Origin of the sequence: Rhizobium etli CFN 42 (genome assembly GCF_000092045.1) — a bacterium.
In the GTDB taxonomy this organism is placed as follows: Bacteria; Pseudomonadota; Alphaproteobacteria; order Rhizobiales; family Rhizobiaceae; genus Rhizobium; species Rhizobium etli.
In genome coordinates this window covers 593,321-619,776 of sequence record NC_007766.1, presented here as the reverse complement: position 1 = coordinate 619,776, position 26,456 = coordinate 593,321, and the positions used below count along the sequence as shown (strand labels likewise).

Sequence of the window (26,456 nt, the reverse complement as noted above, 5' to 3'; positions counted from 1 at the left end):
TTCCTATCATAAAATGCCTTAACTTTGCGCGCGAGGATTGTCAGTCCCGCCACTCAAAGGCGTCATGATCATCAATGCGATGCTCCACCTCAACGCTCTTGCGTTAGGGCTCCAGAATCATCGCGTCAAGGCGTCGCCGCAGTGCGGGTGACTTGGCGTCCATCCTTACCATGCTGAGAGCATGGCACATTGCGGCAGTGAACGGGGTCCAGTGCCCTAAAACATCGAGTAATTCATTCCCCATCATATCTTCAAGAGGACCCGCGCCCAATTGACCGAGCGCCGTTTCGTGATCAGGCAGCCGGGCTTGAGCAATGATGGCCAGGACCCGTTTCAATACAGTTTCTCTCGGATCATGAAGCAAAATCGTAGACCACCACCATCCACATGGATCCGCCAGGTAGGCCTCCACATATGCCTCCGCGGTCATCGACGGTAGTTCCAGAGCAACCATATCGGGCACCCACCAAAGATCCGAGGCGATGCCCGCTGGCGTGAACCCACTGACGGATGGCCTGTCCGAATGACGCTTCTTTGAGCTCGGTTTGGAACGGCGCAAATCATTCACCCCCATCGACGATTGGCAGGTAGGATCGGCTGTTTCTGTCGAGCCAATCCAGCTTGGATTTGCCGGCCCTCTCGAGGAAGGCTAGGGCCCCGAGGAATAGCGGATGGCGCAAATCCCGCTTTCTCAACAGACGGTTATTGGTACCCTCGTTCCACGCCATCAGGGCGGCCCGGCGAGGCTCGTCGCTATAGGCCCGCGCCAGTAGCGTCATAACGCCATCGGTGAATTTATAAATCTCGTACTCATAATGATAGTGATAGAACCCCTCCGCGTCAGGCTCGGACGCATCCACGTGGTGCGAGACCTCCACCGTCATGGGCCAGGCCGACGCACCTCGCCCAAGACTGCTCTTAGTGCGCCATACCGCCACTCTGGCCGGATAGAGTAACTTTTCAATCCTCGACATATTCACACGCGAGCAAGGTCTTTCCCGCAAGGATGTCATCTTCACGCGCCACGATCCAAACCCTGCCTGGGCCGTTGAGCCCTGCAGGAGGCTGTAGATCTTCCGGAAGCGCCCGCATATACCACTTGCTGGACGCTGCCAACAAGGCAGTGTTTCTGGCTTCAGGTCGTATTTCGCGGCCGGCTCATCTGCATCCACGCCTTCGTCCCATATGCCGAAAGAGGAGCCGGCAAAAACACCTCTTCGCCCTTAAAACCGTCTTGGACGAAAATACTGACTCCATCCCAAAATATCGATTCCGGCAACAACATGGTGGTCAGCGTCTATTATGCTACGGCCAAGACTGTGACAATGAAAATCGAACAAGAGGAAATGTCGCGGCCTCATTCCGCCGCTGGAACACGGAAAACGGCAAGGCCAATTTTCTCGTGTCGGCGGGCCTCGACGAAGATCCTCTGCTCGACAATCCCGATGCCCTTGTCCTCACCACGATCCGCAGCCATGACCAATATAATACGACCATATACGGGCTCGACGATCGCTATCGCGGGGTCTTCGGCCGGCGCGACGTAATCTTCATGAACAGGGGCGATCTGGCGCGCCGCGGCCTGAAGGATGGCGACCGCATCGACATTCGCGGACTTGCCGGACAAGACGAGACCGAGCGCGTCGTGCGGGGATTTACCGCCGTTGCCTACGACATTCCAAGCGGTTCCGTTGCCGGATATTATCCTGAAATGAATGTCGTCGTAGCGCTCGACCACTACGACCATCTTTCCGGCACGCCGTCCTACAAGGGTGTGCCGATCACGGTGGCGGCCGCCGAGATGTAACAGGGCATGCCGCATGCATTGGCGACCATGCGGCATTGCCATTGCATGAGGCAATGGTCGCAACGGCATTCGCCACGGCACTGCTTCTGACTTCCTCGGACCCGCCCTACACCTATGTATAATTCACCCGAGCTGGGCGCGGGTTTAGCATTTCCCCATCGAAAGACAGGCTGCCGGCAACAGGGCAGCGGGGGATATGATCATGTACAGGAATTCGATCAGAGGCTCTACTCAGTCGGATGACTCCTTGACGGCGCTTGCGGCCGCCTGCGCCATAGGCGCAATGGCTGCCTGCGCTTTCCTCCGCAATCCGCCAAGCTTCCCGATGATGATGGCGGCGGTTTGCTGGATGCTATTGGCCCGCACCGAACATGTCTCTGTTAGCCCCGCGACCGCGACGAGAAGCGTGTGTGCTGGAACCCGCAAAACGGTGTGAGGCGGTAATGGACACCCATCCCAACCATGTTTCGAAGCACTTTCCTTCGGCTCCCGCCAAGGCGGCTGTCCAAGCCGAGCCGCTGGCAGCTCCCGAACGTCCTGCGGTGACGGCGGCCGACCTCAGGCGTCTTGTTATTCCATTCGCCGCGGTTGCCGCCGCCAGCGCAGCCGTTGCCTGGGCGATCGTCGACTGGAACAGCTGGGTTGCGGGCGCGGACCGCCAAGCCACCGACGATGCCGTTGTCAGCGCCGACGTCTCGACGCTGAGCGCGCAGATCAGCGGGATCATCAAACGCACGCCGGTCGCCGATTATCAGAAAGTGACGAAAGGTCAGGTGCTGGCAGAGATAGACTCCCGCGAATATGACGCCGCGGTCGAAGCGGCGGGCGCCAATCTCGCCTCGGCACAGGCCTCTCTCGCCAATCTCGCCAATCAGATCGAATTGCAGAGGGCGGTCGTGCGGGCGGCAGAGGCGCAGAATGCCTCGGCGCTTGCCCAGCAGACGCAAACTGAGCAGGAATTCCAGCGGCAGAAGCAGCTCGGCGGGGCAACATCCCAGCATGAACTTCAGCAAGCCCAATCGGCCTATCTGCAGGCGGTGGCCGCGGTGAATTCCACCGCCGCGGCGATCGAACAACAGCAGGCGCAGCTTAAGGTTCTGCAGGGCCAGGAGCCCCTCTTGCAGGCGGAGGTCAGGGCGGCACAGGCAAACCTCGACACGGCGCACATCCGCCAGAGCTACACGCGCATCGAAGCGCCGTTCTATGGGATTCTCGGCCGCAGGTTCGTCCATGAGGGCGATGTCGTCGGCGCCGGCACCGGCATCGTTTCCGAAATTCCTCTGCCGAACGTCTATATCACTGCCAATTTCAAGGAGACGCAGCTAGCCCGGATGACGCCCGGCCGAAGCGCCGAGATCACCGTCGATACATTCCCCGGACAGGTACTGCACGGCAAGGTCGCCGATCTTTCGCCGGCCAGTGGTGCGATCTTCGCCCTCTTGCCGCCCGACAACGCAACCGGAAACTATACGAAAGTCGTCCAGCGCATTCCTGTCAGGATAGAGCTTGATCCGGATCAGCCCCTGATTGACCAGCTGAGACCGGGAATGTCGGCCATCGTGACGGTCGATACCCCTGCGGGAGCCAGCCGGTGAGCCAGATGTCGCTCGTTTTCGGTCCGCTGACCAGCGGCAGGACCGCAAGCCGTCCCTATCTCATCGTCGCCGCACTCCTCCTGGCATCTTTCGTGGTCGGTTTCGACACGCGGGTATTCTCTGTCGGCCTTCCGGATCTGCGCGGCGCCTATTCGCTCGGTGCCGACGAGGCATCCTGGCTGAGCACGATCGCCAACGCGCCGCAAATTCTCATCGCTTCGGCAGTCGCCTGGCTTGTCACCGTCTTCGGCATCCGCCGCGTGATGATCCCGTCCGCGCTCATCTATGCCGCCGTCTCGCTTGCCATTCCTCAGGTCACGGGCGGGACGGCGCTTTTCGTGCTCCATGCGCTGAGGGGGCTTCTGCTCGGCGTGTTCATCCCCGCGACCCTCATGGTGATATTCCGGAACCTTTCGACCAAATACTGGCTGATCGGCATCGGGCTCTATGCGCTGCGTGTCCCTCTGTCGCAGAGCCTCGGCTTCGTGCTGGTCGGCATCTACGGCGACTATCTCGGCTGGCAGTGGCTTTATTGGCAGGATGTGATCGTCGCCCCTGTCATCGCGCTCCTGCTGGTCGTTGGTGCGCCGAAGGAAGAGATCAACATCGGGTTGCTCGAAAGGGCCGACTGGGGCGGAATGCTGCTGCTCGGATCATCGATGACGATGCTCTACGTCGCGCTCGACCAGGGCAACCGGCTCGACTGGTTCCAATCGGGTGTCGTGACCTCGCTGCTGGTTGGTGGAGCGGTTCTCGCAGCCTGCTTCCTCGTCAATGAAAGCCTTGTCGAGCGGCCCTGGGCGCATGCAAGCGTCATCCTGTCGCGCAACATCGGCATCGGCTATGCCGTCATCATCTGCTTCAGTCTCAGCAGCGCCGGCGGTTCCATTTCCGTTCCCGGCTTCCTGCAGAATGTCGGCGGCCTGAGGCCGATCGCCGCCTCCGACCTCTATTTCGCAGGCGCGGTCATTCCGGTGTTTCTATTCACGGCGATGGCGATCGTCCTCCAGAGCCGGGTAGATTCGAGGTTCTGCATCATCATCGGTCTTCTGATGATGGCGGCAGGGGCGTTTTTGGGATCTCAGCTGACCAAGGCATGGTCGGCCTCGAATTTCCTGATTCCGGTGCTGTTGTACACAGCCGGCCAGTCATTCGCCTTTTTCTCGACCGTCGTTTATCTTATCGCCAATTCGGACCCCGCACGCTCGACCGCCGTATCGGCCTATATTCAGGTCATAAGGCTTGGCAGCGTCGAACTGGCCACCAGCCTGATGACCACCTGGCTGCGGCGGCGGGAGCAATTTCACTCCAATGTGCTCGGACACCGGATCACCGCCGCCTCACCTGAGCTTCATGCATGGACGTCAAAAATAGCCTCGCTTCTCGATGGGCATGCCCGCAGTGGTCTCGAGACACTGTCGATTGCCGCGACGCAACTGCGCGCACAGGCTTATGTCCTGGCCTATTCCGACTTATTCATGTTGTCCTTCTGGTCGGCAGTATCGGGTCTGCTTCTGGTTTCCCTGATGGGCGCAATGCCCTTCGGGCCGCTGCACCCCGACTTCACGCATGAGCAGAACGCGGGGCCGCGGAAAACAGCATAACCCAGCGATAAATGTGAGAGACAAGAGCGCGAAAAACGCGATACCGTCGCGTGGCCGAAGCGGGGGCAAGGTATAGCGACCGACACTAATGTGTAGGTCAGCATTTGCCCGAAACCGGTAGTGTCGAGGGAAATCGTACTGGGGGAATAATGTCGATCGCGTCAACGATGTTTCGCACTCGCGACTTGCAAGGCGGAAGGCATCATCTTTCTTTCCCCTTGCTCGCCGCAGTGCTCGCAGCGGCCGTTTTCTATGTCGATACCTATACTGATATAGAAGGTGCGATCGCAGTCATTTACGTGGTGACGATGCTGCTCGCCGCGCAGGCGGTGACCCGGATTGGCTTGCTGATGATCTCGGCCACCTGCGCGACGATGACGCTTCTTTCCTACGCTGTGACGCATGGGCAGGATGGTGATCTGCAATCGACGATTCGCCTCGTTGTCGCGCTTGCGGCGCTGGTCGTCACCACCATGCTGTTGCTGAAAACAGAGTCCGCCCGCCTGACGTTGCTGTCGATCAACAACGCCCTCAAAGAGAGCGAGGCTCGCTATCGCTCCATCTTCGACCGGACGCGCGTGGCGCTGTGGGAACGCGATTATTCCAAACTCCACGCCACGTTGATGAGCCTGAAGCAGCAAGGCGTCCTCAATATCAAGGACCATGCCCGGGCAAACCCCGGTTTTGCCGATCATTGCATGGATCTCATCAAGGTTGTCGCCTCCAATGAGGCGGCGAGGGAGCTGCTCGGGCCGCGCTTCTCCGCGAAGGGAGATCTCAAGCCGTCCATAATCGCCGCCAAGGAGAAGTTCCTGGACGTGATGCAGGCAATCATGAACGGTGAACGCACCTTCGAAGACAAGGTGGAACTGCGCACCGAAGGCAACGAGGACAAGCTCGCCTTGCTCAGCATCAGCTTCCCGAAGGAGCCAGCCGCCTTCAACAGGGTCGTCGTGAGCATGGTCGATATCACTCAACGCGAGCTCGCCTTGAAGGCACTTGCCGAGGCGCGGGCGGAACTGACCAGAGCGTCGAAAGCTGCCACCGTTGGCGCCATGTCCGCCTCGCTTGCCCATGAACTTAACCAGCCGCTCGGCGCGATCATCGTCAATGCGCAAACGCTGCTGCGCTGGCTCGACCGCGAACCGCCGGACCCTTCCGGCCGCGCGCCGCTCGGCCGAAAGGATGATCCGGGACAGCAAGCGCGCCAGCGACATCATCCAGAACACGCGAAACCTGCTTGCCAAGTCCGAAGGCACGCTTGAAACCATCAGCCTGGACGAGCTCATCGATGAAACGCTGATCCTGATGGAGCACGAACTTCAACGAAGCGGCACGACGGTCTTGGTTGAAAGGGAGGACACCCCGCCTTTGAAGGCGGTGAAAATCGAGCTGCAGCAGGTATTGATCAACCTTATCACCAATGCAATCCAGGCGATGGACGCAGCCGGCACCAGCCAGCGCGCCATCACCGTGCGGATCGAGCAGCAGGATACGGATCATATTCGCGTCGCCGTGCGCGACAGCGGGCCCGGCATAGCAGCGGATGCGAAGGAGAAGCTGTTTGCGCCGTTCTTCACGACGAAGGCGGCAGGCATGGGCATGGGCCTCTCCATTTGCCGCACCACGCTCGGGGCCCGTGGTGGAAAGCTCGAAGGCGGCAACCATCCCGAGGGTGGAGCGGTCTTTGAAATGTCGCTGCCGATCAGACCGGAGATGGAATATGCCTGATATGCGCAAAGCAGCCAAGGAACCAGCCGCGTCCGTCGTCTTCATCGTCGACGACGATATCTCGATGAGAGAGGCGTTGACCGACCTGTTCCGCTCGATGAAATTCGGCGCTGAAGCGTTCGAAAGCACCTCCGCCTTTCTTGAAAAGGCCGATCTGAGCCGACCAGGCTGCCTCCTCCTCGACGTGCAGCTTCCCGGCGTCAGCGGCCTTGATTTTCAGGTCGAGCTGGAGCGCATCGGCAACCAGATGCCGATCGTCTTCATGACGGGCTTCGGCGACATTCCGATGAGCGTGCGGGCAATGAAGGCCGGCGCCGTCGACTTTCTGACCAAGCCGTTCGAGGAGCAGGACATTCTCGATGCCGTGGCGACCGCGATGGAGCGCGATGCCGTACGGCGCCAGGAGAGCGCGCAGAGCGCGGCTGTCACCTCACTTGCCGCAAGCCTGACGCCGCGCGAACGCGAAGTCATGGATGCCGTCGTCAGGGGGCTGATGAACAAGCAGATCGCTTTCGAACTGGGCATTAGCGAAGTGACGGTAAAACTCCATCGAGGCAATGTCATGCGCAAGATGGAAGTCCGGTCTGTCGCCGATCTGGTGCGCAAAGCTGAAATCCTCGGCGACCGACACCGGCCAGCTGTATCTTAGTATGGTATCTTTCAAGGGGGCATGGGCGCATAAAGGCGGCATAGAGAACAAAAAAGGCTGCCTCATTGCCCTCCGTTCCCACCATCGCCGTCGTTGACGACGACCAGGCCATCCGCGAAGCGATGGATGACCTGATCAAGAACTTCGGTTACCAGAGCCGGCTGTTCTCCTGTGCGGAAGAGTTTCTCGATTTCGAGCCACGCGCCGAGATCGACTGCATGTTGGTGGACGTCCAGATGCCGGGCCTTACCGGCCTTGAATTGTTGGCTGAGCTCAACCGCCGTGGGGACGGCCCGCCGATGATCTTCGTGACCTCCTACGACGATGAGCGCACGCGCAACGCTGCGCTCAATGGCGGCGCCTTCGCCTTTCTCCGCAAACCGGTCGACGTCAGCACGCTGATCGGATGTCTCGAGGCTGCCTTCAGCCAACGGCCGTGAGCCCGATTCGCTGCCCGCCAGATCCCAGTCGCTCATCAGATCCTGAAAGGCATCATCGCGCCGCCGGCTCCTGCGATGGCCGAACTCAACCACGGTTGAGTCCGGCCTCCATTCAGAAACGATGGGCCGTTCTAGCTCCGAACCGTGCGGAACGACGTTCGCATTTCCTCGCAGAACAGCTGGGTCTGCTCCCAGGCGGCGAAATGGCCGCCCTTGTCGAGCCTGTTGAAGTGGATCAGGTTCGCATAGGCCTTCTCGGTCCAGCTTCGCGGCGCGGCGTAGATTTCGTCGGGGAAGACGCTGACGGCGACCGGGATCTTGACGTTCTTCGGCTGGAAGAAGGCGAGCTTGTTCTCCCAATACAGCCGCGCCGACGAAACAGCCGTGTTCGTGAGCCAGTAGAGGGTGATGTTATCGAGAATATCGTCTCGGCTGAGACCTTCCGTCCTCCCGTCAAAGATACGAGCGATCAGCTCATAGCTGCGGATGTCGTGGTCGATCATCCAGGCAGCGAGGCCGACGGGAGAATCCGTAATGCCGACGAGCGTCTGGGGCCGGTTCGCCATCTCGATCGCATAGCCGAGGCCGTGTGCGTAGAAGTCGGCCAGCTGATCGTAGGCATGGGATTCGTCCGGCGACAATCCCGCCGGCTTCTTGCCGCCAGGCTGCAGGGCCGTGGCGATGTCCTCCGGTACGGTTGCCGGCATGTTGACGTGGATGCCGAGGAGTTCGGGCGGGGCGATCAGCGCCATTTGTTCGGTCACCGCATCGCCCCAGTCGCCGCCCTGGGCCACGTATCTGGCGTAGCCAAGACGTTTCATCAGCTCGATCCACGCATGGGCGATCCGGATCGGATCCCAACCCTTTTCGGTCGGCTTGCCGGAGAAGCCGTACCCCGGAATAGAAGGGATGACGACGTCGAAGGCGTCGGATGCCGAGCCGCCATGCGCGGTCGGATCCGTCAGCGGTCCGATGATCTTCATCTGCTCGATGATCGAGCCCGGCCATCCGTGCGTCACGATGATCGGGAGGGCGCCGTCATGCTTGGCTTTGACATGGATGAAGTGGATGTCGACGCCGTCGATCTCCGTGATGAACTGCGGCAATTCGTTGAGCTTGGCTTCGATCTTTCTCCAATCGTAGTTCGTCGCCCAATATTTCGCCAGCTTTTCGATTGTTGCGGACTGGACGCCTTGCGAGCTGTCGGCGACGAGCTCAGGTTCGGGAAAGCGCGTTGCCTCGATGCGGCGGCGCAGATCGCCGAGCTGCTCTTCGCTGGCCTTGAAGCTGAAGCGGCGGATACGTTCGTCGCCTTCTTTGGCGAACGCCACTTGTTGTGGCATGATGATCAACGCGCCGGCAGCGGCGGCGCTGGCAAGAAGAGTTCGGCGGGTGACGAGATGTTCGGTGGACGACATGGCGTTCTCCTGTGATGGGTGTTTGGACGCAGGAGAGCTTCACACTTGACGAAGCGAGGATCTATTGCACCAAGGTGTCGCCGATACCTTTGGATTTGTGCCTTTCCGGTCGCAATCGCCGCGCGGACCATCGCTGCCACCAGCCGGTGATGCGCGCATGCCAAGAGGTCGGTCCCGTTGATAAAGCAAGGGCGGCCCGCGGCCGCCCCATATGCCGAGCTTGAGGTTGATCGGCGGCGTGAGCCGTCAGGTCTCCAGTGCTGCCCCGGACTGCTCGGCGAGCATGTATTCCGCATACCAGTCCGGCCAGTTTTCGTCGTGTTTGCCACCGGTCCGCTTTTCATGTTCGCCATGGGCGGCGGCCGCACGACGGAGGGCGCCGGCAAGATCGGGCGTGGAGGTGAAGGTCGCGCCTTTCTCATCGATCCGTCCGGGCAGCCGCGTTGTGACTTCCTGGAAGAGCCAGCCGTTCCCGTCCGGATCGGTGAATGAGGCGAAGGAGCCATAGCTGGCGCGGGACGGATGTGGACCAGCCAGCCTTTGTTCAGTGCCCCGATGGTGGAACACGCCGCCGGCATCGTGGAAGACGCCGCTCATCTCGGCACCCCTCGCGGCCAGCGCGGCATTCGCCGTTTCGATATCGGAGACGATGAGGTGAAGCCCTTGTGCCGAGCCAGGCAAAGCCGAGGTGACCTTCGATCCGAAGATGACCGAGCATGGCGATCCAGGCGGCGTCACCTGCACGACACGGAACCCGTCCTTGCCTGGAAAGTCTGCATCGAGCCGCCAGCCGAGGCCGGTGTAAAATGCCTTGGCGCGGTCGACGTCCGATACGGGAATGACCACGACTTCGAGCTTCATATCGATCTCGGTCAAGGCGGCTGCTTTCGAATTCATCGATTCATGAACAGTCATTTCGATCTCCCTAAGGTGAACTCTCCTGCGGCTCTTGCCGCAACGGAGAGACGATGCGCCCCGACCAGACGGCTGTCCATTATGCATAGGTGTTGGTCAGCCGGAGCATCACTGCGCCGTGGCGGGTTGGTGTGACTATGCTGCGTTGCTTGCGGAGAGAGCGGTAACGACCTCCCCTGTCTCCACGATCGCGCTGGCATAGTTCGGCAAATTGATCTCGAGCGCCGCGTGCATCATCTCCGGAGAGTAGTCTGCAACGGCGTCCTTCACTACCGTCACATCATAGCCGAGCTCGGCAGCGTAGCGAACCGTGGCCTCGATGCAGGTGTGCGCGACGAGGCCGATCACGATCACTCTCTGGATCCCGTGCCGCTTCAACTCGAGATCGAGATCCGTGTTGGCGAAGCCGCTCGAGCACCAGTGCTCCGAGGCGACGACCTCGCCGTCCAGCGGCACGAATTCTGCGCGGAATTCGCCGCCCCAGGTGCCGAACTCGAAGCTCCTGCGATGCCATGCCGCGCGCTGGATTGGCGCAACGAATTTCCAGTTTTCGTAATCGCCGGGCCTGTAGCGGTGGTGCATCGCAAAGAAGACGCGCAGCCTTGCCTGCCGCGCGGCGTTCAACACTTCGAGCATGTGCGGAACGCAATTGTTCGCCTCGGCAACCTCCTTGAGCCGGGGCCAGATCTTCCCGCCTTCCGAGATGAAGTCGTTATAGGGATCGACGACGATCAATCCCGTGTTGCTGCAATCGTAGGACAATTCTGTCATGGTAATCCTCCCGGAAATCACGCTGCCTTGATCGAAGAGGCGTTGCGCAGGGCAGCGCGTTCAATGCTTGCGGCGAAAAGCGGCGTTTCGCCCTTGTTGTGTGCGATGGACATCGGCTGCCGCTGGGTTCGGAAAACCTCGAAGGGAATGCCCTGTCGGTCCAGGAACGCCATCATCTCGTCCGTTGCGTAGGATCTGACGCGGTTTGTGAATTCGCACCGCTGCGCGTCGATTCTCTTCACGCTCAGCTCCCACGTGACGTGGATGGTAACGCGGCCAGTGGGCGTGAAGACATCGGAATCGGAATCGAGAACGAGATGGTGCTTTTCCCCCAACGTTTCGATGTAGTGCTGGACCATCAGGCTCCCGCCGATCGTTTCGACGTTGATCGACATCCGCGTGCCGTCAGGCGCCGTGGTGAAGCCCGCGGCAATGTGCGCTGGGGAGCACTGCTGATATTCTTTCTCCGGCAGGGCGAAGCACCATGCCGGGATATCAACATGTTCGATCGGCGCATTGATGATCGCAGAAAAACTTGAATCGACGATCTGGTTTTCGATGCTGTGCATGTAGTGTCTCCATAATTGTCAGTGGTAATGCGCAGGGCAATCGAACGTGCCCGGTGCCGCTGCCCGCGGTCGTAGCGCCGCGGGGCAGCGTTTCGGCCTAGTCGTTGCCCAGTGTCTGGGTGTAGTGCCCAAGCCGCGCCTCGATATCGGGGTTGGTCTGCAAACCCATCTCCATCAGGCGGCCGATGTTCTTCTGCGCCACGGGGCGCTGCACCGAGGAGATGAAGGCATCCCAGCCGGCCCCGATTTCCGGATCCGACGGCAGGCTGGCGAAATCGACCAGATATTTGGTGTCTGCGATCGCCTGGCGGTCGAAACCGGAGATCCTCGCGGCGAGGGCGTCGACGAAGGGATCGAGCTTGTCGTCGTCAAAGGAGCGGTTGACGTAGCCGTATTTCTCCGCCAGCTCGCCGTTGATATCGTCGGAGCCGAGCAAAACTTCGAGCGCTCTGCCGCGTCCTACAAGCCGCGGAAGGCGAGCCATCGGTCCGCCGCCCGGCACGAAGCCGGCGCCCACCTCCCACTGCGACAGGATCGCCTTTTCCCTGCTGGCAAAACGCATGTCGCTCGCAAGCGCAAGTTCGCTTCCCACTCCCGTCGCGCGGCCGCGGATCAGCGCAACGGAAACAACGGGCGCCTTGCTGATGCGCACCAGCATGTCGGGAAGGGGATGGAGACCCGTCCGTCCCGAGGGGAGGCTGGTCGATTCTGCAAGCGGCGGGGTGAAGTTGTAGTGGGTGAGAAAAAAGCCCGGCACGGCGCTGTCGAAGACGACGATCTTCAGATTTGGATCGGTCTCGATCTCCGCCACGACTTTCTCCATCTGCGGGATGGTTTCAGGACCGAAGATGTTGAAAGGAGGATTGTCGAAAGTGACGCGCCAATAGGCGGGCGACCGCTTGTCGATCCTGATCTGCGGCCGCTCTTTGCCCGGTTGAGATCTGATCTCTGTCGCGCCGTCGTATTTTTCCGCGATAAGCGTTTGCCCGGCAAGTGCGGGCGCCGGCAGCATCAGCAGCGCCGCAGCGGCGAGAAACTGCGATGACAAGGTGGCGAATGTGGTCGATTTCTGCATTCTCACGTTCATGACTGGCTCCAAGGAAATTGAGCGAAGAGTTCGCTAGGTTTCGATCTCGAGGACGAGCTCGACCTCGATGGGCATTCCGAGCGGCACGCTCGAAACGCCGAGTACGATGCGGGGTGGAACCCGTGTTTCGCCGAAGATCCGGGAAAGCAGCTCGGAGGCGCCATCGGCGACCTTGGGGTGGTCCCGGAAATCGCTGGTGGCTGCGATGTAGACGCCGAGCTTGGCGATCGTCCTGATCCTGTCGAGAGATCCGAGATGCGCTCTGGCGGCCGACAATCCGCCGAGGCACGCCGTTCTCGCGGCGTCGTAGCCCTCTTCAATAGAGAGGTCCTCACCAAGCCGCCCTAGATATTTCGGCACGTGTCCCACCACGGGGAGCATGCCGCTCAGGAACAGCAGCGGGCCGGCTTGAACCGCTTCGACGTAGGCGCCGAAGGGCGTCGGCGGAGGGGGCAGGTCCAGCGCGAGTTCCCGCAGCCGCGCTTCTGCGCTCGGCGTCACCATTTGCCGAGATGTGCGCCGTTGTCGACGTGCAGCACCTCCCCGGTGATATTAGACGATTCCGCGAGATAAACCACACCGTCGACGATTTCCTGGACCGCGGTGATCGTTCCCATCGGCGAGAGGGATTTCAAGAAGTCTTTCGAATCCGTCGCGTGCATCGGCGTGTCGACAATGCCCGGAGAAACGGCATTCACGCGAATATTGTCGCCGGCAAATTCCAGCGCCAGGCTCTTGGTGATCGCGTTGAGCCCGCCCTTGGTGATCATCGCCAGCGATGCATTCACGCCGGCGATCGGGTGATCGGTCAGGGACGAGGTGATGGTGATGATGCTGCCGCCGGCCTTCTGGCGGAGCATCTGGCGCACGGCCTGTTTGGTGAAATGCAGGAAGCCTTCTACATTGGTCGCCGAAAGGCGGCGAAGATCCTCGATGGTGTAGTTGAGAAACGGCTTGGTCAAAAAGATGCCGGCATTGTTGACGAGGACATCGATCGAGCCGAACTGCTCCAGTGCCGTCAGCGCGACACGCTCTGCTGTTTCAGGGTCGCTGACGTCCCCGTCGATCAGCTCAAGTCGCCCGGTCCGATCAAAGAGCGTCGTCTGGCTGATGCGCCTGGATGTCGCGACGACGTTCCAGCCCTTGTCGAGAAACGTCTTCACGAGGCCGGCACCGATGCCCTGCGAAGCGCCTGTGATGACGATTGTCTTGTGTATGCTCATTTCCGTGGCTCCGTTCTGTTTGCGCGCGAGGCCCCGTCACCAGGTGGGATGAACCGGGCGTCTCACGGGTCGGAAATCTGTCTGAGCGGGCTTGGCCGGAGGGTCCGGCCGTTGATCTTCATGCCGCTGGTGCCGACTTTCGCGCCAAAGGCACTGGGGAGCTATTGCACCAAGGTGTTGCCGATACCTTTGGATCGGTCGGGGCCGGGAACACCAAGGTGCAATGGACCGGTGAGGGCAAGACGGATATCACCCGCGAGCGCAACGCTTCGAATGGAGTCCGATATGACAGCCTGGCACGACCGTCGCATTCTTGATCTTTTCGGGATTGAACTTCCCATCATCCAGGCGCCGATGGCCGGTGCGACCACGGTCGACATGGTGATAGCGGCTTCCAGGGCCGGTGGTCTCGGCTCGCTGCCGAGCGCGCAATATTCCGTCGAGCAGCTGCGGGAGGTGCTTCGGCGCATCAACCAGGAGACGGCCGCTCCCATCAACGTAAACTTCTTCAGCCATATGACGCCGGCAGACGATCCGGCCGCCCAGATGAAATGGCGCTCGGCCCTCGCGCCATATTACCGGGAGCTCGGGATCGATCCCGCCGCTCCCGTCTCCGGTTCGGGCCGGGCGCCCTTCGACGATGCGTTCTGCGATGTCGTCGAAGAGTTTCGTCCAGCCGTCGTCAGTTTCCATTTCGGCCTTCCGGAGCCGCGGCTGGTCGAGCGCGTGAGGGCCACCGGCGCCAGGATCATATCCTCGGCGACCATTGTGGAGGAGGCGGTCTGGCTGGAAGCCAACGGTGTCGACGCGGTGATCGCCATGGGCTTCGAGGCCGGCGGCCACCGCGGCAATTTTCTTACGAAGGACATGGCCACGCAGGTCGGGACGATGGCTCTCGTCCCGCAGATCGTCGATGCGGTGCAAGTTCCCGTCATCGCCGCCGGCGGTATCGCCGACGGTCGGGGTGTGGCGGCAGCATGGATGCTCGGCGCGTCAGCAGTTCAGATCGGCACGGCCTATCTCTTCAGCGCCGAAGCGAAGATAGCGGCCGTGCACGCGGCAGCGCTTGGCCACGCAGGCGATGCCAGCACGGCGATCACCAACCTCTTCACCGGGCGGCCGGCACGCGGCGTCGTCAACCGGATCATGCGCGAACTCGGGCCGATTTCCGATGTCGCGCCGCCGTTTCCGACGGCAGGCGCTGCCCTTGCGGCCATCCGGGCCAAAGCGGAGGGCAGGGGGAGCGACGATTTCACCAACCTGTGGGCGGGACAGTCGGCCAGGCTCGCGAAACATCTGCCGGCCGGCGAGCTCACGAGGTCGCTCTTTGACGAGGCCATCGCGGCGCTTGATGCGCATTCGAAAGCCCGCAAAACGCAAATAGCGGTTCCGGTTTTTCCGCCGCCGGCGACACCATAGTGCAATGGAACCCATCGTCATTCATGCGCAAGATAGGCGCGTCGAAGGCACGCAATACCACATCTGCTAGCTTCGCCAGCGACCGGAAAGGCGCCGCACGCCTTCACAACGTCTCAATGGAGAGAACGATGAGCAAGATCCTGATGGTTCTGACTTCGCATGATCGTCTTGGCGACACCGGACGCAAGACGGGGTTTTGGCTGGAAGAGTTCGCGGCGCCCTATTACGTCTTCAAGGATGCCGGCGCGCAGATAACCGTCGCCTCGCCCAAAGGCGGCCAGCCTCCGATCGATCCGAAGAGCGACGAGCCTGGCAACCAGACGCCTGCCATGGAGCGCTTCAAAAGGGATAGGGACGCTCAATCGGTCCTTGCCGCCACCATGCGGCTCGACACCGTCGATGCCAAGGATTTCGACACGGTCTTCTATTCCGGCGGGCACGGTCCGATGTGGGACCTCGTCCAGGATCGCAAATCGATCTCGCTGATCGAGAATTTCTACAATGCCGGCAAACCTGTGGCTGCTGTCTGCCACGCTCCGGCCGTCTTCCACCACGTCACCCATAACGGCCAGCCCCTCGTGAAGGGAAAGCGGGTGACCGGCTTCGCCAACAGCGAGGAGGAGGCCGTTCAGCTGACGAAGGTTGTGCCTTTCCTGGTCGAGGAGGACCTGAAGGCGCTCGGCGGCAGGTACGAGAAGGCTGAAGACTGGGCAAGTTTTTCAATCGTCGACGGCCGCCTGATCACTGGGCAGAACCCCGCCTCGTCCACGGCTGCGGCGCAATCGCTCCTGCGCCTCCTCGAGAACGAATATGAGCTTTCCAATGCTTGAGCATCTGCCCGAAATCTCGGGCAAGGAGAAGAGGGCCGGTGACGGCGGTCCCCTCGACGCCCTCATCGAGTTTTACGATGCCTTCAATTCCGGTGACATGAAAAGGCTTGAAGCCGTCTGGTTCGACGGCGAGGCACCCAGCATGGATAATCCCATCGGCGGGATAAGGCGCGGTTGGGCGTCGATCGCCGAGGGCTATACCAAGCTCTTCGGCGGCGCAGCCAGTGTCAATGTGACTTTCCATGACTTCACCAGTAAGGGAGGGGAGGACTGGCATCTCTTCGTCGGCCGCGAGCGCGGCGTGTGCCGGACGCCGAAAACACGCTTGGACCTTGCTTTCCGCACGACGCGCTGGTTCGTCCGGAATGATGGCCGATGGCGCCAACTCCATCATCATGGATCGGTCGAGGATCCGACAATGCTCGCTGCTTATCAGCGGCTGATCTTTGGCGCGAGTTGATCGCAAGCTCCAATCGGAATGTTCCACGCGCGGCAATGCGCGTGGAACAATTGCGTTGGCTCTTGCTAGGGATTAAGCCCAGGAATCGGCGTCGATGACGGCCTTGGCAAAGGCTTCAGGCGCTTCCTGAGGGAGGTTGTGTCCGATGCCGCCGGCGATGTCGCGATGCTCGTATCTTGCTTTGAATTTCGCCGCATAGGCCTTGGGGTCCGGATGCGGTGCGCCATTGGCATCTCCTTCCAGCGTGATCGTCGGCACTGTAATCTCGGGGCCGGTGGCGAGCCTCTGCTCGTATTTGTCGAACCGCTTTTCTCCCTCGGCCAGGCCCAGACGCCAGCGATAGTTATGGACGACGATGGCGACGTGATCGGGGTTGGAAAAGGCAGTCGCGCTCCGCTCGAACGTGGCATCATCGAAATTCCAGCGCGGCGAAGCCAGCTTCCAGATGAGCTTTGCGAAATCATTGGTGTATTTCTCGTATCCCTCACGGCCGCGTTCGGTAGCAAAGTAATATTGGTACCACCACTGCAACTCCGCGGATGGCGGCAGCGGCTGTTTGCCGGCGCTCTGGCTTCCCACGAGATAGCCGCTCACCGAGACGAGGCCTCTGCACCGTTCCGGCCAGAGTGCGGCAACGATATCGGCCGTGCGAGCTCCCCAGTCGAAGCCGGCGACCGTCGCCCTGTCGATCTTCAGGGCATCCATGAGCTTGATGGCGTCCAGGGCGAGCGCCGACTGCTGGCCGTTGCGTTTCGTTTTTGCCGACAGGAACGTCGTGCCGCCATATCCGCGGAGAAAGGGAACGATGACCCGGTGTCCGCGGTCGGCCAGTATTGGAGCCACTTTCGCGAAGCTATTGATATCGTAGGGCCAGCCATGCAGGAGCAGAACCGGCGAGCCATCGGCCGGGCCGAGCGCCGCATAGGCAATGTTGAGGTCTCCAGCATCAATACGCTCGCTGGCGTTCAGCGTCGCCTCGGCGGCCGGGGCAGGGGTCGGTTGCTCCGCTTGCGCGGCGCCAGCCATCTCTCCAAGAATTCCTGCCGCCGTCAGCCCCAGAGCGACACCGCCGAATGTCCGGCGCGTCAGGTTCGCGATTTCGATGTTCCTCATTGTTCCGTCTCCAAAGATATGCGCACCAGCAAGCCTTCCGGAGGAGGGCTGCGGCACGCGCGGTTGACGGGAAGACTGTGAAGGGCGGCATAGGGGGGCGCTACTGAACGAAGGTATCGGTCATACCAAGGTATAGGCGATACCTATGTGCAGCTGCCCTTCCGGCAGGCCATCGACATACTCGTCTTCGATCTGACGCGGAGCACAGGAGTGGACGATGTACGATGATAACCAGGGACGAGGTTCCATTTTTCCAGGCTTCGCTATTCTGCTCGCAATGGCAGCGCTGATCGCCGCATTGGTGTTTGTAGGGCAGCCCGTGCAGGCGACCCGGGTCTGGGTTCCGGCAGCGCCGGCCGACCCCGAGCAAACGCAGGACAAGGCAGGGACGGCGTGCTCTTCCGTCTGCATCTCACGCATTCCGGTCTGATCCCTATGGGACACAGATCGATCGATCGGGAATTTGATTGGGGTGGCCGCCCGCTGGGACCGGAGGCGATCTTGATGATGTGGGACCTGAATACTGCACAGCCAGAAGCTGCCACCATCACGGACCTGAGGCCGAGGACGCGGCACGTCGCCTGGTTGTCTTATATCAGGATGGAATTGACGATGGCGACGAGCTTCGCCGCCTTCTGTCGGAACCCAATGAGCGGCGGTCGCCTGTCGAGACAGACGGCGACCGCCGCTCTTGTCGCTATCGAAGCGCTGCCGGCAACAGGGCCTTCGTGAAGTCCTGATAAGATACCGGCCGCAGGAACCGATATATCGCCAGAGTGCCGACGGATGTAGAACGTCCGTCCGCCGTTGCCGGATAAGGTCCGCCATGGACCATGGCAGGAGACACTTCCACCCCGGTTCCGAAACCATTGACGAGCAGCCGGCCTGCAAGCATCTCCAGCTTGGGAACCAGTCGGCGTGCTGCGGCTTCGTCCTCGTCCGCGATGTGGAGCGCAACGGTGAGCTGGCCTTCCAGCTCGTCGAGCACCGCCTCGAGCTGCTGAAGATCCCGGCAACGAACGACGAGGCCGGCGGCGCCGAAGACCTCGTCCTGAAGCTGGTGATTGGCGAGGAAGGCGTCCGCCGTCGTCTCGAACAGCGCCGCCGTGCCTTCAAATTCGCTGCCGGGCCTGCCCGATGCCACTGCCCGCACCTCGGAATGCTGCCTGAGTTTGGCAACGCCATCGCAATAGGCCTTCGCGATCGACGGCGTCAGCATTGCCTGAGGCGCGACATCCCGAAGCAGCTCGGCTGTCCGTGCAACAAAGGCGTCAAGGGCGGCGCCGTCGATGGCGAGGATCAGGCCGGGATTTGTGCAGAACTGGCCGGCGCCCAGGACGAGCGATGTCACGAAACCGGCTGCAATATCGGTTGCCCTGGCGTTCAGGGCGCCGGGAAAAAGGATGACAGGGTTTATGCTGCTCATTTCGGCATAGACGGGGATGGGTTGTTTGCGCTTTGAGGCGATTTCCATCAGTGCCGTTCCCCCGCGGCGGGAGCCGGTAAAGCCGACCGCCCGGATCCTGGAATCCGCCACGAGCCTCTGACCGACTTCAAAGCCGGTGTCGAACAGCAGCGAGAAGGTTCCTGGATGGAAACCTGTGCTTGAGACTGCCCGCTGCACCGCCCGGCCGACGAGCTCCGAAGTGCCCGGATGCGCCGAATGGGCCTTTACTACGACCGGGCAGCCCGCGGCCAGCGCGGACGCCGTGTCGCCGCCGGCGACGGAGAAGGCGAGCGGAAAATTCGAGGCGCCAAAGACTGCCACGGGGCCGAGCGCGACGTTTCTGAGCCTGAGATCCGGCTTCGCAACGGGTTTGCGGGAAGGATCGCCTGCATCGAAGCGCAGCTCCTGGAAGCGGCCTTCACGGACCTCCCTGGCGAACAGGCGGAGCTGGCCGGTCGTGCGCGCCCGCTCCCCCTCGAGACGTCCCCGGGGGAGCCCGGTTTCCGCCATCGCGCGGACAACGAGATCATCGCCGATCGCTTCAATTTCCTCGGCAATCTTTTCCAGAAATTTTGCTCTGACTTCCAGATCGGTCTCGCGGTAGGTGGCAAAGGCCTGCCATGCCTGTTCGGCTGCCTGCTCGACATCTTCGGGCGAAGCGCCACCGAAGGAAATGGGAAGGGGCTTTCCGGTGGCCGCTTCGATGCCATGAAACTCACCGTTTGGGCCACGTTTTTCCGTTCCCGCAACGAGCAGGTTTCCGTTGATTGTCATGATCGATTTCCTTTCAAACTGTCGGGGCTGATATAGGAACCGAAACCGTCTCTGTCACTATGGCCGGTACGTGATCGCGGCGGCGCGCGACTGACGGCCGCATGAAGAAAAGGCCGTCTCCGGGCGGACGGAGACGGCCTCTGGCGGACCTTGAGGATCCGCGCGCTCCGGCGGAGGGGAGGACGCGGGAGCACTGTCGCTGTTTTAGGCGTATCGCCTTATCGAGGGAGGCGACGTAGAGGAGACTATACTGATCGGCGCGCACTTATAACTACACTTAAGTATTGGCTTAACTGTCGCGAACGGTCAGTGCGCGGCGTTCAGCATGCGGCGCTGAGGCCCGGTTCGATCTTCGCGGCCATATTCACCAGCTCCGGCAGCGAGCGGGCCCGCATCTTCCTCATTACCTGTCCACGGTGGGCCTTTACCGTGATCACGCTGATATTCAATTTATATGCGACTTGCTTGTTCAGCAGGCCTTCGACGACGAACTGCATGACCTGCCGTTCGCGCGCCGAAAGGCTCTGGTAACGGCAATCCAGCTGGCTGATCGAGATGGTCGCCTCAACGGAAGAGCGGATCAGTTGGACGAGATTGTCTGTGCCGAAAGGTCTCGGCAGAAACGTCACCGGATATCGCGTGGCAGTCAACGTCACCTGAGAATCGCCCTCGGACGTCAGCACGATCACGGGGTGACGAACTGCCTGCAGGCAAATCAGGAGGGTGAGGACGTCTACGTCAAGATCGGGCACTGTATTGTCGATGATGACGCACGCGAAGCGCGCATCCCGAGCATGGGTGAGAAAATCCCGTGCAGAACTGAAGCTGGCCGGCCGCGAACCGAGCGATTGGATCTCTTCATCCAGCGATCGATGGAATACCAGATCATTGCTCACGAGGCATACGACCGGTGCATCTTCCGCCGGCGGTGCTATCTTTTTTGCGGGGAACTGAAGTAGATTGCCACTATACATGCCATCCTCCTTCTCTTTGTGATCTTAGCGGTCCAGGGTTGCAACTGCGCCCATGCGGCGCTGAACCTGCGTCAACGTTCTAAGCCGGGATGACCACGAACGCGACTTAAGTCGCTTGAGCGAATCTGAAATATCCTGAAATATATCTGCTTAGGCAGCAGGCATTGTTTTACGCGCAGGCGCGTTCTTGAGGTCAGCGGTCCCTGAATTTCGCGGCTTTGGCAAGAGAGATCGGATTAGCTTGGGACAGATAGAACGAAATCTATTCGAATTCTCGGGCTGGGAACTCGATCTTGGGAAGCGGGAACTCCGTGCTCTCGGGGCGCCGGTCCCTTTGGGCAGCCGCGCCTTCGATATCCTGGAAGTGCTGGCGGCAGCTTCGGGAGAGTCCGTCACCAAAGACGATCTCATGCGACGCGTCTGGCCTGGCCTTGTCGTAGAAGACAACACGATCCAGGTCCATATATCGGCAATCCGGAAGGCACTGGGAAAAGACCGGGATCTGCTGAAGACGATCTCGGGCCGAGGGTATCGACTGATCGGCGACTGGAAATCCGATCGTCCGTCTGCCGCGGCGCAGATTGCGACAACAGGCACGCCGTCACTGGAGATCCAGCCTGTCTCGAACATTCCGGCACTCACCTCCGAACTGGTCGGGCGCGAGAGCGCCCTGCGCAGACTTCTGACGCTGACCTCGGCATATCGTGTCGTCACGCTGACCGGTCCTGGCGGCATCGGCAAGACAGTGCTCGCGTCTGAATTGGCGCGTCATCTGCTGCCGCAACTTGGTGGCGATGCATTCTTCGTGGAGCTCGTCTCGCTGGCGGAGCCTGGGCTTGTTCCGACGACGGTCGCCCAAGTTCTCGATCTGAAGCTTCAAAGCGATCAAATATCCGCCGAGGTGGTGGCGCGCGCCGTCGGCGCGCGCAGGGTTCTGCTTCTCATCGACAACTGCGAGCACGTCATTGACGCGGCTGCCGCCATGATCGACACGATCCTGCGAATATGCCCGAATGTGACGGTTATTGCGACGAGCCGAGAATCCCTGCGCATAGAGGGAGAATTCGCCTACCGTGTGCCGCCGTTGGAGGTGCCGGGCAGCGGAGAGGCGGTCAGTGCCGCAGAACACAGCGCCATCCACCTGTTCGTTGCGCGCACGCGGGCGCTTCAATGGGATTTCGAGCCGGACCAGCAGAAGCTTTCAACGATCGCCGATATCTGCCGGCATCTCGACGGCATCCCGCTCGCCATCGAACTGGCGGCGGCCCGCGCCGCGACCCTTGGAATACAGCAGATCGCCGGGCGTCTCGACGACCGGTTCGTTCTGCTCACGGGCGGTCGCCGCACCGCCTTGCCGCGTCATCAAACGCTGCGAGCAGCTTTGGACTGGAGCTATCAGCTCCTGCCGGAGTCCGAGCGCCAGCTATTGTGCAGGCTGGCGGCGTTTCCCGGAGGCTTCACTTTGGATGCTGCCGTGGCAGTGAGCGGTGAAGGGGATGCGGAAACGGCGCTGGCCATATCCAACCTCGTCAGTAAATCCCTGATCACATTCGACGGAGCGGAAAATGCACCGCGCTGGCGTCTGCTGGAGACGGTGCGCGTCTATTCGCTCGAGAAGCTCGGCGATGGCGAAGATTTTCGCCGGACGATGTGCAAAATTGCGAAGCATTTCCTCAAGTTTTTCAAACCCTTTTCGGAACGGCGCACGCTTTCGGCGGCCATCGAGAACATCACGCACTATCGACGCGAAATCGACAATTTGCGAGCGGCCCTGCGATGGGCGCTGTCCGAGGGCGGCAAGGGTGCCCTTGGCGCCAAGCTCGCTGCGACATCGAGTGACTTCTGGACGGCGATCTCGCTGGTTTCAGAAGCTGGCGACTGGGCCGAGCGTGCTCTCGACCGTCTCGGCGAGGAGAAAGGAAGCCGCACCGAAATGGTCTTGCGCTGCGCGCTCGGCTACGCCCTCATTTATACGCAAGGGATGAATCCGCGCGGAAAGGAGGTGCTCATCGGCGCGCTGCATCTGGCGAGAACCTTAAACGATCCAGACTACCGCCAGCGCGTCACCTGTGGCTTGTGGCTCTTTTCCGCGAGATCGGCGCGGCTGGACGACGCGCTGACATTCGCGCAGGAATACGAAGCCACGCTCGACGAGGGGGACCTGCACGGACGCACCACCGCCTCATGGCTTGTCGGTATCCCGCAAACCTATCAGGCGCGCCACCGGGAGGCCGGCGACCGGTTGAGTTGGGCAGCGGCGAACTATCCGGTCGAACACCGCAAGACCGATCTGCTGAGGCTGGAAGCGGATGTCCGCACCTCCTCCTTGTCCCATAACACCGTCAACCTCATCGCGCGCGGCCTGCTGGAGCAGGCGGCGGAAACGGCAGAGCAGGCAATTCAAGAGGCCCGGGAAACCGGGCAGCCGTTTGTCCTGTGCGTCGCGCTCGCCTGGTCCGCCTCGTTCGTCGCGCTCAGCATCGACGACTTGGACCGGGCGAAAACGTGGGGCGAAGAGCTGTCGCGGCAGGCATCGCAACATGGCCTTCGGCCCTTTCATGCCGTTGGCCTGAGCGTCAGGGGAGCGATTGCGCGCAGGCTCCGCAATGCCTACGCCGGCGTCGAAGATCTGCGAGCCGGCATCGCGGAGATGCGCGACGCGTCATATCTTTTGTTCTATCCCACCTTCCTTTGCGAACTCGCTGCGGCGCTGCAAGCCTTGGGTCGGTTCAATGAGGCATTGGGCGAGCTCGGCCAGGCATTGTCATTTTCGCGTGAGCACGGCTACCACTGGATGATCCCGGAAATCTTGAGGAGAAAGGGTGAGGTTCTCAGGGATCAGGACTTGAGAACGCCTTTGGAGATAGACGACCTTTTTCAGAACGCCATGATGGAAGCCGCCCGGCAGGAGGCGCTGTACTGGCAATTGACCTCGGCCATCAGCCTCATAAATTTCCGCAAGGCGGCGGGATACCAAGGCGACGCGAAGAGTGTGCTCTCTTCCATCTATCAACAATTCACGGAAGGTCTTTCGAGCCCCTTGCTGCTCCGCGCCAGGGCGATGATCGAAGCGTCGCAAGATTGAGCGCAGGTCTCTCAACGCTCCGCCGAGTTCCTGGGCGAGCCCGTTGAGAAGCCCTTCAGGCTCACGGATGTAGCAGAGCCGATAAACGTCCCAATCGACGACTTCGCCTGCGATCTGCGCGCCGGGCCTGCGCAGCCTTTCTAGTGCCTCGTCGATGTCGTCAACGGTAAACATGACGCGAAGGTACAGGGAATGGCAGCAGGCGATGTCTGAACCGTTGAACGGAAGATGACGATACGAGCCGAGACGGATGACGGTATGGGCCGGCATAGAGCCGGGCTCCTATCCCTTCCTGCTGATTCATCTGCCAGTCGTTTGCTGGTGACGCAGGCAGCGGCGAAAGGCGAGCCGCTGCCGACGCGATACCATCGGCTGTTTTGAACAGGAAAGCGCGGATTGTTCGCGATATTGTTCGCCCAGGTCTTTCGATGCTGGAACTCATCTCCGCGCAGGCTTAAAGAAGCTAAACTTTGACGGTCGCCAGCGGTTCCTTGATGCCTGATCATCCTGATGGGGGCGTGCCCATGGCAAGCGAGCCGAGGGAGAGATCGGCCGCGAGCCGGAAGCTAGTCGAGTCTTGCGGTAAAGACATAGCCGACGCCGCGCACCGCCTTGATGAATTGCGGCTTCTTCGGGTCGGTTTCGATCTTTCGGCGCAGCCGGACGATCTGGGCATCGATCGTCCGGTCAAAGGCTTCGAGGTTTCGGCCCCTGGTCAGGTCCATCAGCACGTCGCGGGTCAGGACCCGGCCGGCATGCCGCACGAAGGTCGTCAGCATATCGAATTCGCCAGTCGTCAGTTCGATCTCCGTACCCTCGGGGTCGAGCAGTTGGCGGCGGCTGAGATTGAGCTTCCAGTCCTCGAAGCCGATGATCTCCTCGCCGGCCGCTTCGGGGTTGCGCGCGGGAGGTTGCCGGCGGCGCAGGATCGATTTCAGGCGCGCATGGACTTCCCGGAGATGGAAGGGCTTGGCGATGTAATCGTCGGCGCCGACCTCCAGACCGACAATTCGGTCGACGACGTCGTCGCGGCCGGTCAGCATCATGATCGGGACGTCGGACTGGGCGCGGATTTCGCGGGCCAGGTCAAGGCCATCCGTGCCGCCCGGGAGAACGAGATCGAGCAGGACGGCGTCGAAGTTCTGCTGGCGCAGGCGCACGCGCATCTCGGTGCCGTCGGCAGCGGAAGAGACCGTATAACCTTCATCCTCGAAATAGCGCGTCAACATTTGGCGTATGCGCGGATCGTCATCGACGACGAGAAGGTGCGCGTCATGCTGAGGTGCTGCCATCGTCTATCCGCCAAGCCGTTGCTCGTTACAGATCGTATCCAATGGCACCGTCTTTAACATGCCCGTCAAGCTGGTGTCACCAGCCACCGGTCGGTTGTCCTCATCGGAAGCCGGCAGCCGATCCGGCCGAAATCATCCGGATCTGGCGTCGTGCAGCGGTTGACGAGCCGCCTGTATTGGCATCGGGCTTTCAGAGATTTGCCAGGCGCAGAGCCATCTGCGGACATCATTGGCAGTGATGCGAAGGGTGTCGCCATTGGTGGAGGCGAGGCGATGCGCAGCGATCTGGCAGAAGGTATCGACGTACTGAAGAAGGCGGAGTTCCGTCGCCCGGGGCGGCGACGCCACCGACAGCAGGGCGCGCCGCGAAACGACAAGGGTCTTGATCTCAGGCCCGAACCGCACGTCGATGCGACCCGACTTGTCTCTCGCGTTGAGGCTCGCTGTGACGATTTCATATGGCATTTCGATCGCTCCGGGTCGTGGGCTCGTCGCCGCGGCTGCCGCCAGATCTCTTCAGGCTAAGGCTCTGGCTGAGAGATGCTTTGACTTCGATCAACTGAAGAGGCGAGGGGGTCGGCGCCGAACATCGCGCTGTGTCCACCGGCAAACAGCAGCCACAGAACCATGACCGCACTTGCCAGACCTGCGAGCAACATCGGCACATCGAGCCTCGGCTGCTCTCCTTTGAAACAGGCGCCGAACGGCCAGATCGAGGTGTGTTCGGCGAGCCTTGTCCAGCTAACACCAAGGCGTCGTTTCGCCCTCTTGTCGGTCATCGAGATCGCACCCAGCGCAAAGACGGCAAATCCGCCGAACAAGAGTAGCGAGCGCAGGTCCCCGTTGGCGGCGATATGGCCACTCGCCCAGGCGGCGAACCCCCACAGGACGGGATGTCGGGTGATCTTCGTGATGGCGCCGGGGTTCGGCGACCGATTCAATGTGATCGACAGCGGGTTGGCGCTCAAAAGTCCGGCGATGACGAGAAAGATACCGAAGGGGGCGAGCACGAAAGCGGCGGCGGCGTTGCCGGGCGTGAGCTCCCACAAGGGGATATAGTCCAATGCGAGGGCGGCGGAGAAAACCCAGATCAACGCAAGGGTGGAAGCGGCGGAATAGCCGACGAAATAGACCGGGCGACCGACGCGTCGGATAATTTCCGCACGAATGGTCGGAACCGCCGGGATGGAATGGAGCGCGACAAAGAGCGCGAAGGCGGCAAGGAACTCGGTCAAACTCATTCTCCTGGAGCT

Annotated in this window: 24 protein-coding genes and 2 pseudogenes; 11 read left to right on the top strand and 15 right to left on the bottom strand. The window is 61.1% G+C overall.

Translation table 11 applies throughout. The annotated features are described in order from the left end of the window. Positions 1–103 precede the first annotated feature (103 nt). Positions 104–430 (bottom strand): hypothetical protein, encoded by a 327-nt coding sequence (locus tag RHE_RS29315; protein WP_338060913.1) that lies wholly within the window; start codon positions 428–430, stop codon positions 104–106. A 130-nt stretch (positions 431–560) separates the two neighbouring features. Beyond that, complete coding sequence (locus tag RHE_RS29310) at positions 561–884, bottom strand: hypothetical protein (RefSeq protein ID WP_042120070.1); 324 nt, start codon at positions 882–884, stop codon at positions 561–563. 455 nt (positions 885–1,339) lie between these two features. On the opposite strand from RHE_RS29310, the pseudogene RHE_RS34640 reads away from it, so the two are divergent. The 6 genes and pseudogenes from RHE_RS34640 to RHE_RS29275 form a co-directional block, all read left to right on the top strand. Further along, positions 1,340–1,807: pseudogene (locus RHE_RS34640) on the top strand (molybdopterin dinucleotide binding domain-containing protein); the annotation flags it as partial. 443 nt (positions 1,808–2,250) lie between these two features. Continuing rightward, complete coding sequence (locus tag RHE_RS29295; protein ID WP_011428853.1) at positions 2,251–3,402, top strand: HlyD family secretion protein; 1,152 nt, start codon at positions 2,251–2,253, stop codon at positions 3,400–3,402. 5 nt (positions 3,403–3,407) lie between these two features. Next, the gene (locus tag RHE_RS29290) at positions 3,408–5,006 is read left to right on the top strand and encodes an MFS transporter (protein ID WP_011428852.1); all 1,599 of its coding nucleotides are present in this window, start codon (positions 3,408–3,410) and stop codon (positions 5,004–5,006) included. 149 nt (positions 5,007–5,155) lie between these two features. Further along, positions 5,156–6,737 (top strand): annotated as a pseudogene (locus tag RHE_RS29285) (sensor histidine kinase). After that, complete coding sequence (locus RHE_RS29280) at positions 6,730–7,386, top strand: response regulator transcription factor (RefSeq protein WP_011428851.1); 657 nt, start codon at positions 6,730–6,732, stop codon at positions 7,384–7,386. The pseudogene RHE_RS29285 and the gene RHE_RS29280 overlap by 8 nt, the downstream one beginning before the upstream one ends. A 65-nt stretch (positions 7,387–7,451) precedes the next feature. Beyond that, the gene (locus RHE_RS29275; RefSeq protein WP_011428850.1) at positions 7,452–7,826 is read left to right on the top strand and encodes a response regulator transcription factor; all 375 of its coding nucleotides are present in this window, start codon (positions 7,452–7,454) and stop codon (positions 7,824–7,826) included. Positions 7,827–7,957: 131 nt separating this feature from the next. Here the strand turns inward: RHE_RS29275 and RHE_RS29270 are convergent, their stop codons facing one another. From RHE_RS29270 to RHE_RS29240, 7 genes are all read right to left on the bottom strand, one after another. Further along, entirely contained in the window at positions 7,958–9,244 is a 1,287-nt protein-coding gene (locus RHE_RS29270; RefSeq protein ID WP_011428849.1) for an epoxide hydrolase family protein, read from the bottom strand. Positions 9,245–9,490: 246 nt separating this feature from the next. Further along, the gene (locus tag RHE_RS29265; RefSeq protein ID WP_011428848.1) at positions 9,491–10,159 is read right to left on the bottom strand and encodes a VOC family protein; all 669 of its coding nucleotides are present in this window, start codon (positions 10,157–10,159) and stop codon (positions 9,491–9,493) included. Positions 10,160–10,294: 135 nt separating this feature from the next. Then, entirely contained in the window at positions 10,295–10,930 is a 636-nt protein-coding gene (locus RHE_RS29260; RefSeq protein ID WP_011428847.1) for an isochorismatase family cysteine hydrolase, read from the bottom strand. 17 nt (positions 10,931–10,947) lie between these two features. After that, complete coding sequence (locus RHE_RS29255; protein ID WP_011428846.1) at positions 10,948–11,499, bottom strand: hypothetical protein; 552 nt, start codon at positions 11,497–11,499, stop codon at positions 10,948–10,950. A 97-nt stretch (positions 11,500–11,596) separates the two neighbouring features. Further along, positions 11,597–12,586 carry an enoyl-CoA hydratase/isomerase family protein gene (locus tag RHE_RS29250; RefSeq protein WP_011428845.1) on the bottom strand — a complete coding sequence of 330 codons (990 nt, stop codon included), beginning with the start codon at positions 12,584–12,586 and terminating at the stop codon, positions 11,597–11,599. Positions 12,587–12,619: 33 nt separating this feature from the next. Beyond that, on the bottom strand, positions 12,620–13,090 hold the full coding sequence (locus RHE_RS29245; RefSeq protein WP_011428844.1) for a RidA family protein: 471 nt from the start codon (positions 13,088–13,090) through the stop codon (positions 12,620–12,622). Next, on the bottom strand, positions 13,084–13,809 hold the full coding sequence (locus RHE_RS29240; protein WP_011428843.1) for an SDR family NAD(P)-dependent oxidoreductase: 726 nt from the start codon (positions 13,807–13,809) through the stop codon (positions 13,084–13,086). Before RHE_RS29240 ends, RHE_RS29245 begins: the two co-directional genes overlap by 7 nt. A gap of 285 nt (positions 13,810–14,094) precedes the next feature. Here RHE_RS29240 and RHE_RS29235 point away from each other — a divergent pair, with 285 nt between their 5' ends. From RHE_RS29235 to RHE_RS29225, 3 genes are all read left to right on the top strand, one after another. Next, the gene (locus RHE_RS29235; protein WP_042120067.1) at positions 14,095–15,228 is read left to right on the top strand and encodes an NAD(P)H-dependent flavin oxidoreductase; all 1,134 of its coding nucleotides are present in this window, start codon (positions 14,095–14,097) and stop codon (positions 15,226–15,228) included. Between the two features lie 128 nt (positions 15,229–15,356). Then, on the top strand, positions 15,357–16,058 hold the full coding sequence (locus RHE_RS29230; protein WP_011428841.1) for a type 1 glutamine amidotransferase domain-containing protein: 702 nt from the start codon (positions 15,357–15,359) through the stop codon (positions 16,056–16,058). After that, positions 16,051–16,518 carry a YybH family protein gene (locus tag RHE_RS29225; protein ID WP_011428840.1) on the top strand — a complete coding sequence of 156 codons (468 nt, stop codon included), beginning with the start codon at positions 16,051–16,053 and terminating at the stop codon, positions 16,516–16,518. Before RHE_RS29230 ends, RHE_RS29225 begins: the two co-directional genes overlap by 8 nt. Positions 16,519–16,590: 72 nt before the next feature. On the opposite strand, the gene RHE_RS29220 is transcribed toward RHE_RS29225, so the two are convergent. Further along, entirely contained in the window at positions 16,591–17,631 is a 1,041-nt protein-coding gene (locus tag RHE_RS29220) for an alpha/beta fold hydrolase (protein WP_011428839.1), read from the bottom strand. 217 nt (positions 17,632–17,848) lie between these two features. On the opposite strand from RHE_RS29220, the gene RHE_RS33925 reads away from it, so the two are divergent. Further along, on the top strand, positions 17,849–18,061 hold the full coding sequence (locus tag RHE_RS33925; RefSeq protein WP_042120031.1) for a hypothetical protein: 213 nt from the start codon (positions 17,849–17,851) through the stop codon (positions 18,059–18,061). Between the two features lie 267 nt (positions 18,062–18,328). On the opposite strand, the gene RHE_RS29210 is transcribed toward RHE_RS33925, so the two are convergent. Together RHE_RS29210 and RHE_RS29205 are read right to left on the bottom strand one after the other, a co-directional pair. After that, the gene (locus RHE_RS29210) at positions 18,329–19,852 is read right to left on the bottom strand and encodes an aldehyde dehydrogenase (NADP(+)) (protein WP_011428837.1); all 1,524 of its coding nucleotides are present in this window, start codon (positions 19,850–19,852) and stop codon (positions 18,329–18,331) included. Positions 19,853–20,172: 320 nt separating this feature from the next. Beyond that, complete coding sequence (locus tag RHE_RS29205) at positions 20,173–20,826, bottom strand: response regulator transcription factor (protein WP_011428836.1); 654 nt, start codon at positions 20,824–20,826, stop codon at positions 20,173–20,175. Positions 20,827–21,067: 241 nt separating this feature from the next. Between RHE_RS29205 and RHE_RS29200 the strand changes: the two genes are divergently transcribed. Next, complete coding sequence (locus RHE_RS29200) at positions 21,068–23,911, top strand: ATP-binding protein (protein ID WP_042120030.1); 2,844 nt, start codon at positions 21,068–21,070, stop codon at positions 23,909–23,911. 566 nt (positions 23,912–24,477) lie between these two features. Here RHE_RS29200 and RHE_RS29195 read toward each other — a convergent pair. The 3 genes from RHE_RS29195 to RHE_RS29185 all read right to left on the bottom strand — a co-directional run bounded on the left by RHE_RS29195 (position 24,478) and on the right by RHE_RS29185 (position 26,438). Beyond that, positions 24,478–25,203, bottom strand: a complete 726-nt coding sequence (locus tag RHE_RS29195) for a response regulator (RefSeq protein WP_011428833.1) — start codon at positions 25,201–25,203, stop codon at positions 24,478–24,480. 132 nt (positions 25,204–25,335) lie between these two features. Continuing rightward, complete coding sequence (locus tag RHE_RS29190) at positions 25,336–25,668, bottom strand: hypothetical protein (protein ID WP_011428832.1); 333 nt, start codon at positions 25,666–25,668, stop codon at positions 25,336–25,338. 56 nt (positions 25,669–25,724) lie between these two features. Further along, a complete protein-coding gene (locus RHE_RS29185; RefSeq protein WP_042120029.1) occupies positions 25,725–26,438 on the bottom strand; it encodes an NnrU family protein in 714 nt (237 codons plus the stop codon). Positions 26,439–26,456 lie beyond the last annotated feature (18 nt).

Excerpts from the sequence above, each read along its gene's own strand:
- RHE_RS29205 (WP_011428836.1), bottom strand. The coding sequence starts at position 20,826 with ATGTATAGTGGCAATCTACTTCAGTTCCCCGCAAAAAAGATAGCACCG.
- RHE_RS29265 (WP_011428848.1), bottom strand. The coding sequence starts at position 10,159 with ATGACTGTTCATGAATCGATGAATTCGAAAGCAGCCGCCTTGACCGAG.
- RHE_RS33925 (WP_042120031.1), top strand. The coding sequence starts at position 17,849 with ATGTACGATGATAACCAGGGACGAGGTTCCATTTTTCCAGGCTTCGCT.
- RHE_RS29210 (WP_011428837.1), bottom strand. The coding sequence starts at position 19,852 with ATGACAATCAACGGAAACCTGCTCGTTGCGGGAACGGAAAAACGTGGC.
- RHE_RS29280 (WP_011428851.1), top strand. The coding sequence starts at position 6,730 with ATGCCTGATATGCGCAAAGCAGCCAAGGAACCAGCCGCGTCCGTCGTC.
- RHE_RS29250 (WP_011428845.1), bottom strand. The coding sequence starts at position 12,586 with ATGAACGTGAGAATGCAGAAATCGACCACATTCGCCACCTTGTCATCG.
- RHE_RS29260 (WP_011428847.1), bottom strand. The coding sequence starts at position 10,930 with ATGACAGAATTGTCCTACGATTGCAGCAACACGGGATTGATCGTCGTC.
- RHE_RS29290 (WP_011428852.1), top strand. The coding sequence starts at position 3,408 with ATGTCGCTCGTTTTCGGTCCGCTGACCAGCGGCAGGACCGCAAGCCGT.
- RHE_RS29295 (WP_011428853.1), top strand. The coding sequence starts at position 2,251 with ATGGACACCCATCCCAACCATGTTTCGAAGCACTTTCCTTCGGCTCCC.
- RHE_RS29255 (WP_011428846.1), bottom strand. The coding sequence starts at position 11,499 with ATGCACAGCATCGAAAACCAGATCGTCGATTCAAGTTTTTCTGCGATC.
- RHE_RS29235 (WP_042120067.1), top strand. The coding sequence starts at position 14,095 with ATGACAGCCTGGCACGACCGTCGCATTCTTGATCTTTTCGGGATTGAA.
- RHE_RS29270 (WP_011428849.1), bottom strand. The coding sequence starts at position 9,244 with ATGTCGTCCACCGAACATCTCGTCACCCGCCGAACTCTTCTTGCCAGC.
- RHE_RS29310 (WP_042120070.1), bottom strand. The coding sequence starts at position 884 with ATGACGGTGGAGGTCTCGCACCACGTGGATGCGTCCGAGCCTGACGCG.
- RHE_RS29195 (WP_011428833.1), bottom strand. The coding sequence starts at position 25,203 with ATGGCAGCACCTCAGCATGACGCGCACCTTCTCGTCGTCGATGACGAT.
- RHE_RS29220 (WP_011428839.1), bottom strand. The coding sequence starts at position 17,631 with ATGAGGAACATCGAAATCGCGAACCTGACGCGCCGGACATTCGGCGGT.
- RHE_RS29190 (WP_011428832.1), bottom strand. The coding sequence starts at position 25,668 with ATGCCATATGAAATCGTCACAGCGAGCCTCAACGCGAGAGACAAGTCG.
- RHE_RS29245 (WP_011428844.1), bottom strand. The coding sequence starts at position 13,090 with ATGGTGACGCCGAGCGCAGAAGCGCGGCTGCGGGAACTCGCGCTGGAC.
- RHE_RS29230 (WP_011428841.1), top strand. The coding sequence starts at position 15,357 with ATGAGCAAGATCCTGATGGTTCTGACTTCGCATGATCGTCTTGGCGAC.
- RHE_RS29225 (WP_011428840.1), top strand. The coding sequence starts at position 16,051 with ATGCTTGAGCATCTGCCCGAAATCTCGGGCAAGGAGAAGAGGGCCGGT.
- RHE_RS29315 (WP_338060913.1), bottom strand. The coding sequence starts at position 430 with ATGACCGCGGAGGCATATGTGGAGGCCTACCTGGCGGATCCATGTGGA.
- RHE_RS29240 (WP_011428843.1), bottom strand. The coding sequence starts at position 13,809 with ATGAGCATACACAAGACAATCGTCATCACAGGCGCTTCGCAGGGCATC.